This window comes from Geoglobus sp., assembly GCF_054018175.1.
Genome location: NZ_JBPLZQ010000023.1, coordinates 1 through 9,019 on the forward strand (window position 1 = coordinate 1; position 9,019 = coordinate 9,019).

General features: G+C 51.1%; 10 protein-coding genes. 7 read left to right on the plus strand and 3 right to left on the minus strand.

The annotated features are described in order from the left end of the window. The first annotated feature begins 153 nt into the window (after window positions 1–153). The 5 genes from ACXJJC_RS01645 to ACXJJC_RS01665 all read left to right on the plus strand — a co-directional run bounded on the left by ACXJJC_RS01645 (window position 154) and on the right by ACXJJC_RS01665 (window position 5,438). A complete protein-coding gene (locus ACXJJC_RS01645) occupies window positions 154–1,188 on the plus strand; it encodes a radical SAM protein (protein ID WP_456368886.1) in 1,035 nt (344 codons plus the stop codon). A gap of 824 nt (window positions 1,189–2,012) precedes the next feature. Beyond that, complete coding sequence (locus ACXJJC_RS01650; protein WP_456368888.1) at window positions 2,013–3,194, plus strand: pyridoxal-phosphate dependent enzyme; 1,182 nt, start codon at window positions 2,013–2,015, stop codon at window positions 3,192–3,194. Next, complete coding sequence (gene comD / locus ACXJJC_RS01655; RefSeq protein ID WP_456368890.1) at window positions 3,191–4,276, plus strand: sulfopyruvate decarboxylase subunit alpha; 1,086 nt, start codon at window positions 3,191–3,193, stop codon at window positions 4,274–4,276. Before ACXJJC_RS01650 ends, comD begins: the two co-directional genes overlap by 4 nt. Further along, entirely contained in the window at window positions 4,273–5,130 is an 858-nt protein-coding gene (locus tag ACXJJC_RS01660; RefSeq protein ID WP_456368892.1) for an ABC transporter substrate-binding protein, read from the plus strand. Before comD ends, ACXJJC_RS01660 begins: the two co-directional genes overlap by 4 nt. A 38-nt stretch (window positions 5,131–5,168) precedes the next feature. Further along, window positions 5,169–5,438, plus strand: a complete 270-nt coding sequence (locus tag ACXJJC_RS01665) for a hypothetical protein (RefSeq protein WP_456368894.1) — start codon at window positions 5,169–5,171, stop codon at window positions 5,436–5,438. On the opposite strand, the gene ACXJJC_RS01670 is transcribed toward ACXJJC_RS01665, so the two are convergent. Continuing rightward, entirely contained in the window at window positions 5,432–6,121 is a 690-nt protein-coding gene (locus ACXJJC_RS01670) for a metal-dependent hydrolase (protein ID WP_456368896.1), read from the minus strand. The two genes, ACXJJC_RS01665 and ACXJJC_RS01670, sit on opposite strands and share 7 nt — an antisense overlap. Before the next feature lie 120 nt (window positions 6,122–6,241). Between ACXJJC_RS01670 and ACXJJC_RS01675 the strand changes: the two genes are divergently transcribed. Beyond that, a complete protein-coding gene (locus ACXJJC_RS01675; protein WP_456368898.1) occupies window positions 6,242–6,640 on the plus strand; it encodes a response regulator in 399 nt (132 codons plus the stop codon). Here ACXJJC_RS01675 and glmM read toward each other — a convergent pair. Then, entirely contained in the window at window positions 6,593–7,933 is a 1,341-nt protein-coding gene (gene glmM / locus ACXJJC_RS01680) for a phosphoglucosamine mutase (protein ID WP_456368900.1), read from the minus strand. The genes ACXJJC_RS01675 and glmM overlap by 48 nt on opposite strands. Before the next feature lie 190 nt (window positions 7,934–8,123). Here glmM and ACXJJC_RS01685 point away from each other — a divergent pair, with 190 nt between their 5' ends. Further along, on the plus strand, window positions 8,124–8,534 hold the full coding sequence (locus ACXJJC_RS01685) for a hypothetical protein (RefSeq protein WP_456368902.1): 411 nt from the start codon (window positions 8,124–8,126) through the stop codon (window positions 8,532–8,534). Here the strand turns inward: ACXJJC_RS01685 and ACXJJC_RS01690 are convergent. Continuing rightward, window positions 8,531–8,890, minus strand: a complete 360-nt coding sequence (locus ACXJJC_RS01690; RefSeq protein WP_456368904.1) for a type II toxin-antitoxin system VapC family toxin — start codon at window positions 8,888–8,890, stop codon at window positions 8,531–8,533. The two genes, ACXJJC_RS01685 and ACXJJC_RS01690, sit on opposite strands and share 4 nt — an antisense overlap. Between the last annotated feature and the right edge of the window lie 129 nt (window positions 8,891–9,019).

Below are 9,019 nucleotides of genomic sequence, written 5' to 3' on the forward strand. Positions count from 1 at the left end.
CCGTCAAGCAGAGAATCGTTTCACTTGAGGAGGCGAGAGCCGTTGCCGAAAAGCAGGGAGTGGAGCTTATTGAGGTGACCGGTGAGAGAGGCATCATTGGTGCTCTTGCGAGCGTTGCATTTTCCGACAATCCAGATAAGGCGGTTGAGGTGCATGCTTGACGCCGAAACCAAGCTCAAACTTCTGATCTACGGGGTGAGGGCCGATCGGAGGCCATTGAGAAGAGGTGGTGGCGGTCCAACCGGTGGGCTGGGGTTCAGGATTGGAGAGTCTGTTGTTTCCGCACCCGTTTTGCAGAGCTATGCGCGGAACTCTCCGTTCGTAATAGAGAAAAAAGACGAGGACTACCACTTAGCCTACAGTGGAGAGACCATCGGTACGGTGGAGTTTCCGAAAGCCGAGTACTACGATCAGACGATTGACGGAATCTCAGCTGGAAGAATAGTTGCACTCGACGGATACGATACGCTCGTTTCTGCGGTTTCACGAAAGTGCGTACACTGGCAGAATGGGATGAGGTGCTCCTTCTGCAGCATTCAGCAAAACCTGTCCGGTGCCGTAGCTGACAAAAACCCGGAACAGGTCGCCAGGGCAGTCAGAGTTGCCTATGAAGAGGACAGGAACAGACACCTCACACTCACGACAGGAACTGCCCCTACGCCAGACAAAGGTGCAGTCAGGCTCGCAGAGGTGGTAAAGGCGGTGAAGGCCGAGGTGGATATTCCGGTTCACGTTCAGGTTGAACCGGTCGGAAGGGAGTTTCTTGAACTCCTGTACGAAAGCGGGGCTGACAGTATCGGAATACACGTTGAAACATTCGACCCTTTGCTCAGGAAGAGGGTTGTCCCAGGCAAACCGGGTGTGGATGAATATCTCAAATCGTGGAGTGCCGCGGTTGACGTTTTTGGAGAGTGGAACGTTTCATCATGGCTCCTGACAGGCCTTGGCGAGAGCAGGGAGTCCATAATTCACGGTCTCAAAACGATGCTCGAACACGCCGTGTACCCCTTCATTGTTCCCTACAGACCCCCTCCTTTCACGAGTTCATCCAGTCCGGACATCCGTTATCAATTGAGCGTGCTAAGAGACGTGAAAGAAACTCTCTCCGACTCAGAAGAGACCGTTCCCAGATTTCGCTCTGGATGTCCGAGGTGCAACGGCTGCTCCTTTGTTGGCGAGTTGCTTTAGCCTGCCCCATCTGAAACACTCCTGTCTGTTCTTTTTTCTTGTCAACTCACCATTCCAAGCCATTTCACGTTCTCGATCTGCCCACACCACTCGACCGGACACTCACAAATCGAATAAAAAATTCGATATGTTAAATATTTAAAAAATAATATTTTTATTTCAATTAAATTATATGAAATAAATATTTATTATTTAATTTGTAAAATATAATTAAAATATATTGCAATTTTTAATAGATATCTTTTATTATATATTTTGTATATCCATTAATTCAATAACAATTATTAATACGCTTGCATAATTATGTTACAAAATTCCTGTAATAACAGAAAGTTAGGTTGTCCTAAACTTGACAAACCTGGGAACTCAGTCGTTCCAGGAATAGTATGAATACAGGAAATATGGTGTGTTCAAGGGGGGGTAACTGCATCAACCCATTCATGATGTGCTGTTATGTCTCTCCTGATGTGTTTCCATTTCATGATTTATGGAATAAACGGTTTGGCGAGTTTCTTAAGTCAATTTAATTGTGATATATTTATATTATTTATTAAATGAAAATTAATAGATTCAATTAATTGAATAAATTATTTAGATAATAGTATTTTATTATTTGATTACAAAAATAATATTAAGTGGCATTAAATTATAATTTATTTATTTGAAAATTAAAATAATTAATATCAAATTGAATAGGATTCTGAATGTGTGTCCGAACACCTGATGCCCAGAAAATGTGAGTGTAAACCAGCCACAGTGTGGGCATTTTGCATGAGAAATCAGCCAATCGAAACAGCTTAAAACCTCCCGAAAATGTATGCTTGATGAAATACCTGCTAAAATGCCCGAGGTGTGGCAGAGTATTTCAGGACGCTGGATTCTCCTTTTCCTGTCCAACTGGGTGCAGTTCCATAGTTAAAACCGAGTACCTGACCAGAGTTGAGTTTGGTGGTCCGGGCCTGTGGAGGTACATGAGGTATCTGCCCGTGAGTGGTGCTGTGGACGACTATTCCGAGTTTCCGACTGTGTTCTGCAGTGAGGAGTACTCTGACATGTACAATGCTAATGTGTACTTCATTCTGAACGGGTATTCTCCCGAGCACAACGTGAGGATGAAGACCTGCACGTTCAAGGAGCTCGAAGCGATCGTCTCGCTGAAGTATGCCGAAGAGGCGGGAAAGAACATCGCATTGTCGTCTGTTGGGAATACGGCGAACGCCTTCATGGAGCTCGCGAAATACGTTCCCGACGTCACAGTTTATCTATTCGTTCCTGAAAAGGTGTTCGACTGCGTTTTTGAATTGGAGAGGAGCGAGAACGCCGTTCTCGTCAAGGTAAGGGGAGGGTACAGCGACGCCACAAGTCTTGCAAAATCGTTCGCGTCGAGCAGGGGAGGTGTCGTTTACGAGGGTGGTGGCTTCAGTTTTGCCAGGAGGGATTCACTCTCGACACTCGCGTACTCCTTCGTGGAAAACGCGGGGAAGCCACCCGACGTGTACATCCAGTCGGTGGGGAGCGGTACTGGTGCAATATCGTTCTTCGATGGGTTGAAAAGGCTTGGATTTCGATCGAAGATCGTGGTCGCTCAGAACTCGCCCTTCACACCGGTTGTTGACGCATGGGAAATGGGGGCGAGGGATGTGCAGAAACCGGAGTTCGACCCCCTCGAGGTTCTGTACGCCAAGGTCCTCTCCAACGAGCAGCCCCTATTCGGCCATGCGGGGGGGCTTTACGATACGCTGTCCGAGTCCGGTGGAGCAGCGATTGCCATTTCAGAATCTGAGGCGAGAAGAGCAGGAAAGCTCTTCAGAAAGGTAACCGGAATCGAGCCGTTTCCGGCCTCCTCGGTTGCCCTCGCCGCGCTGGAAAGGGTGGATTTAGCGGGCACAATTGCCGTCAACATCACCGGGTCAGGGAAAAATATCCTAAAGAGGGACTACAAAGTGAGGAGGGCCAGACCGGATTGCGTGGTAGAGTGCAGTGATGATCTGGAGATGATACCATGATTGAGGAGGATGTCGTCAGGGCGTTGAGGCGTGCAGGTGTTAGCAGAGTCCTGTATCTTCCGTGTGAGAGGATAAGACACCTCATATCCCTCGTCACCGAGGAGTTCCGGCATGTTCTCCTCTCAAGGGAGGAGGAGGGTGTGGGCATATCTGCCGGGCTCTACATGGCCGGTGAACGCCCGGTCATGATTGTTCAGTCCTCGGGAGTGGGCAACATGGTCAACGCCCTGATGAGTCTTACAAGGACGTACTCACTCCCCCTACCCATCCTGATTAGCTGGAGAGGTGTTTTTGGAGAGAAAATTCCTGCTCAGGTTCCCATGGGGCAGAAGCTGCCAGGCCTGCTTGACGCACTCGATATTGCTTTCACGGTCTTTGACGGGTCAAACGCCGACGAGCTCGAGGAAACTGTAAGGATGGCCTACGAGGAAAGCAGGATCACCGCAGTTCTCCTGAGACCGGACATATGGACCTCTGGAGGTGAAGACCGCTTTGAGCCGAGAGAGTTTCCTGACGTTTCCGTAAGTCTGCCTGGAGGCGTGGCGAGGCACACGAGGTTCGAGCTGCTGAGCGGAATAAGGGACTACCTTGAGGGCAGGATTGTCGTGTCCAACATCGGATATCCGAGCAGGGAGCTTTACTCAGTTCTCGACCAGCCAACGAATTTCTACATGCTCGGCAGTATGGGCCTCGCAACCTCTATAGCACTCGGAATCAACCTCACGGGGAGGGAGGTTGTGTCTTTGGACGGGGACGGGTCAGTCCTCATGAACCCATCCACAGTATTTACAGCAGGATTGATGTCCGAGAACGGGTTGAAGATCCTCGTAATCGACAACTCCGCTTACGGAAGTACGGGAAATCAGAAAACTGCTACTGTGAAGGCAGACCTGTCTCTGCTCGGTTACGCAGCCGGGCTGAAAACCTTCAGGGCAACGTCTCCGGAAGAGATAATAACCGCGGCGACCACAGATGGTAGTGTGTTCATCCACGCCCTCGCAAAACCCGGTAACGCGAGGGTTGGTACGATTCCGCTGAAGCCGGAGGAGATAAAAGAACGGTTCATGGAGGCCATCAGATGAGGATCGGGTACCTTTCCACACTCTACCACACATCCCACATGCTCAGGATAAAGAACGCTGTGAGGTCAGAGTGGAGGATATACGGGACTGGCGTGGCAATAATTGATGCGATGAAGCGTGGCGAGGTGGATATTGCCTACATCGGCCTGACCCCGGCCATGCTCGGAATCGACAGCGGGCTCGACATAGTCTGCATAGCCGGAGGCCACGTTGAGGGGACCGCAATCGTCGGGAGGGAGTGCGGAACGTTTCCCGAGTGTCTCGAGGGAAAGAAGGTGGGTGTGCCTTCCAGGGGGAGCATTCACGACGTGATCCTGAGACACTTCCTTGATCGCGCCGACTTCGACGTGATAAACTACCCCTGGGCCGAGATGATCTTCGATGACTTCATAGACGGCAAGCTCGACTTTGCATGCGGCACGCCGAATCTCGCCGTCCTCACGATGAGGTACGGTGCAAGGCTCGTCACGGACATGGAGTCGATCTGGCCGTGGAATCCGAACTACGGCGTCGTCGTTCGCAGGAAGTTTCTCGAGGACAACTTCGATACGCTCAGAGACTTCCTGATAAAGCACGAGTGGGCGAGCAACGTTTTGAGAGAGTCACCAGACCACTCAGCAGTCGTTCTCGAGGCTTACCTGAGGAGGGAGCTCGACAGGGACACGATCTCGAATATCATTCGACTGAGTCCGAGGTACTGCTCATCCCTTCCTGAAGAGTACGTCGAAAGTGCCGTGAGGCTTTCAAAGCTCATGCACGAGCTCGGATACCTGAGTCAGAGCCTGAGAAAGAGCGACATCTTCGACTTCGACCTCATCAGGGACATCCATCCCCAGCCCCAGCACTACAAGTGAGCGCAACATTTACATTTTCCTGAAGTCAATGTTTAATCATGAAGGCTCCCTACAGGAGGGAGTACAAGCAGAGCAGCTCAAGGGGGAAGGACTACATAATAAGGTGTGATGGCTGCGGAAGGAAGGTGCCCCGCTTCAAGACGTTCGTGGCGTACAGGGGCTTCAGAATTGATCCCGAGCTTGAGAGAATGGTGGGCAGGAAGAATGTCCACACCTTCCAGCTGAAGATGCACTACTGTCCGAAGTGCGCCAAGAACCTGGGCATAGTTCAGCCGGGGAAGCTCGGAAAAAGAAGGAGGGGTTACTGAACGGTCAGTGACTCTCCTGGCTTCAGAATCTTCACCTCGACGTCCTTCACCTTTTTCTCGACCTCTCTCCTGAATTCTTCCGGATCCGTCTCGATTACCGGGAACGTGTTGTAGTGCATTGGAATCACGTACCTCGGCTTAACCAGCTCGACCGCCTTCACGGCCTCCCTGATTCCCATGGTGTACCAGCCACCTATCGGTACGAGCATGACGTCGGGAGAGTACAGCTCTCCTATCAGCTGCATGTCCCCGAAAACGTCGGTGTCTCCGCAGTGGTAAACCCTGACGCCGTCAATCTCGACCACGAATCCCGCAGGATCTCCGGCAGATATTATTTCCCCGTCCTCCTCGACGTCCGCGGAGTGGAAGGCCTTGACCATCGTTATCGAGACGCCCGAAACCTTCGCGGTTCCGCCGACATTCATTCCCACAGCCTCCACACCCTTCGAGGACAGAATTCTGGAGAGCTCGTGTATGGCCACGACAGGACAGTCGTTGCTCCTCGCGATTTCCACCGCGTCCCCGAGGTGATCTCCGTGGCCGTGCGTCACCAGTACGACATCCGCTTCCACCTCTCCGGGCTTTACCGGAGCGAGCGGGTTTCCGATGAGGAACGGGTCGATCAGCACCTTCTTGCCTCCCTCAAGCAGAAAGCACGCGTGTCCGAGCCAGGTAACCTTCACACCACCCACCTCCAGAAGTGCTGCTGAATGTTAATTGGGGTTCTCCTGCATATAACCTTATCCACGGAAAGGACAAGGCTTAAATAATGATGATGACAATTATCGTTTGAGGGATGGAGAATGGTCACGCACAAGATACTTGTGGTGGAGGACGACCCGGCCGTCCTCGAGGTCATCAGAATGATGCTCAACGGAAACGAGTGTCAGGTGCTGACTGCAAGAAACGGAAAGGAGGCCGTCGACCTGTATCGCTTCGCAAAACCGGACATCGTTCTGATGGATGTCGAGATGCCGGTAATGGACGGCGTGCAGGCGACGAAGGAGATCCTCAAGCTCGATCCGAATGCAAAGATCATAGGCGTAACTGCCTTCTCCAAAACCAAGGGTAAGGACCTCCTCGCCGCCGGGGCACTCGAGATGATAGAGAAACCCTTCACCAGACGGAAGATACTGGGGACGATTAAAAAGTACTTAGAGTGTAAGGATCCTCCTGACCTTTTCAAGTCCGAAGTTCAGTAGCTCCTTTGCCCTTTTCTCACTCTTAGCTTCAGCGAAAATTCTCGCTATTGGCTCTGTTCCTGAAGGCCTGATGAGCAGCCACCCGTCTTCGAAGTCAATTCTCGCCCCGTCCGTGAAGTTAGCGTCTTCGAACTCGGCTCTAAGTCCCTCGAGCAGCTTTTTCTTGTCTCTGCACTCAACCTTGGTCTTGAGCGTGTAGTATCTCGGCACGTCCTTCACGAGCTCCGAAAGCGGTTTGCCCTCCTCTGCCATCAGCTCGAGCACCTTTGCAAGGCTCATCCCTCCATCCCTTGCAAGAAGGTGCTCCGGGAAGATAAGACCGCCATTGCCTTCTCCTCCAAAAACAGCATTTCTCTCCTTCATGACCTTGGCAACCACCGGAGAGCCAACTTCGGTGTAGATAATCTCTCCACCGGCCTCCACCACAACATCCTCAACACACTTGGACGTGCTGACCGGCGTGACAACAACACCTCCACCGTTCCTTTCAACGTAATGCTTTGCCATCAGGGCGAGCATAACATCCTCGCTGATGAAGTTTCCCTTCTCGTCAACGAACGTTGCTCTGTCAGCATCGCCGTCGTGCGCAACACCGAGGTCGGCTTTTACAGCCTTCACGACATCCTTCAGCTGCCAGACGTTCTCCTCAACCGGCTCGGAAGGCCTCGCAGGAAACCTGCCGTCTGGATAGCAGTTTATCGTGTACATCTCGCAGTCCAGCCTTTTCAGAATTTCAGGGCTTGTGAACGACGCTGCCCCATTTCCGCAGTCCACGGCAACCCTGAATCTTTTCTCAGAGATTGCATCGGCATTGACCCTCTCGAGGATGCCATCTACGTAAACCCTGTTCGCGTTGTCTTCAAAAACCCTCCCGACCTCGTTCCAGCTCGCCCTTCTGAACCTCTTGCTTAGAAGAATTCTTTCAGCCTCAGCGTCCTCTTCTCTTGAAAACTCAACGCCATCATTACCTACAAACTTTATTCCGTTGTACTCTCTCGGGTTGTGGCTCGCTGTCACAATAACTCCCGCGTTTGCCTTCGAGACCTTGACGTAATACTGCAGGGCAGGGGTTGGGGTGATGCCGACGTCAACAGCATCACTACCAGCAGACATTATACCTGCGAGAACCGCGGACTTGAGCATTGGGGATGAGATCCTGGCATCCATGCCCACAGCTATTAATCCGGGCCTGAGAGAGCCAATTGTCTTTCCGAGATCTAAAGCAAGCTCTGCTGTCAGCTCAGTATTGGCAATCCCCCTCACACCATTTGTACCGAAAAGTGATCGTTCCATATTCGGGAGAGAGAAAGGGATGGATAAATAGATTGTGATGAACACCTTGAGAAGCACGGGGCGCTGCTTGTGCTGGACCAGGAAAAGATAAAGATATTCGATGGGCTGGAGCCGGCGCACATAAGCTGGGCGTACATGATGGGTGCACGCACGCCGGAGGAGCTGAAGGTGATGGGGTGGGCGATACAATTTGCTGAGATACGTGCCGGCAAAGACAATCGCGGAGAGAGAGAAGCACTACCCGAGGACGGACCCGGAGTACCTGCACGAGCTCGTGGAGTTGATGGAAAAGTTCAAATATGATTCTGAAATAGCAAAAGGCCTTGAACTGCTTGAGAAGTTCAGGCAGGAGGGCAGGCCGTTCGGGAAAACAGTTTTCGATGAGTCGTTCCACATTCTTCTTCTGAAGGATAAGGTGATGATTGTCGAGGGTGGTGCCGATATTCAGGGAACATCTGTAATTGTCAGAGATGGAAACGCCTATTTCGTTGACTTCTCGAGGCTTTCGGGCATGAAAATAGAGATTGAGAGCATCGAGCCTCTGTTCGAAGCTGGTGAGTTCAGGGGCTTCAGGATGAACGTCAGCGGGCTTGGAAATTAACCAGCAGACTCCACAACATCCACGTCGAGCTCCGAAACATGTCTGATGAGTTCGAAATCACTATCAAGGGTCAATAGTCTTTCATGCTCTCTGATCGCCACTGCAGATATCATAATATCTGCATCGTTCACATCATATCCCTTCTCTTTCAGCTCTGCCCACAGTCTGGTTGAGATTTCGGAGTCTTTTGACGTGAAGGGCAGGATTTCAATCTCATTGAGGAACGATTCGATCTGTCTCAGCTCGTAATCTCTGCCGTGCTTGAGTTTTACGTAAAATGCACCTCTAAGCAGTTCGTATGCTGTGATTGATGTTATTCTGACGTTTTCGTCAATCCTTTCCCTATATTCTCTCAAAGAACTTCCTGTCCCTGAGGGCGGCAGCGTGAACCACCATCACCCTCCAAACTTAAGCCCTGAACAATATGGTATCATCCTTTTCCGTAGAGCGTTATTTTAATTTCTGAGACCTTTGCTATCTCCAGA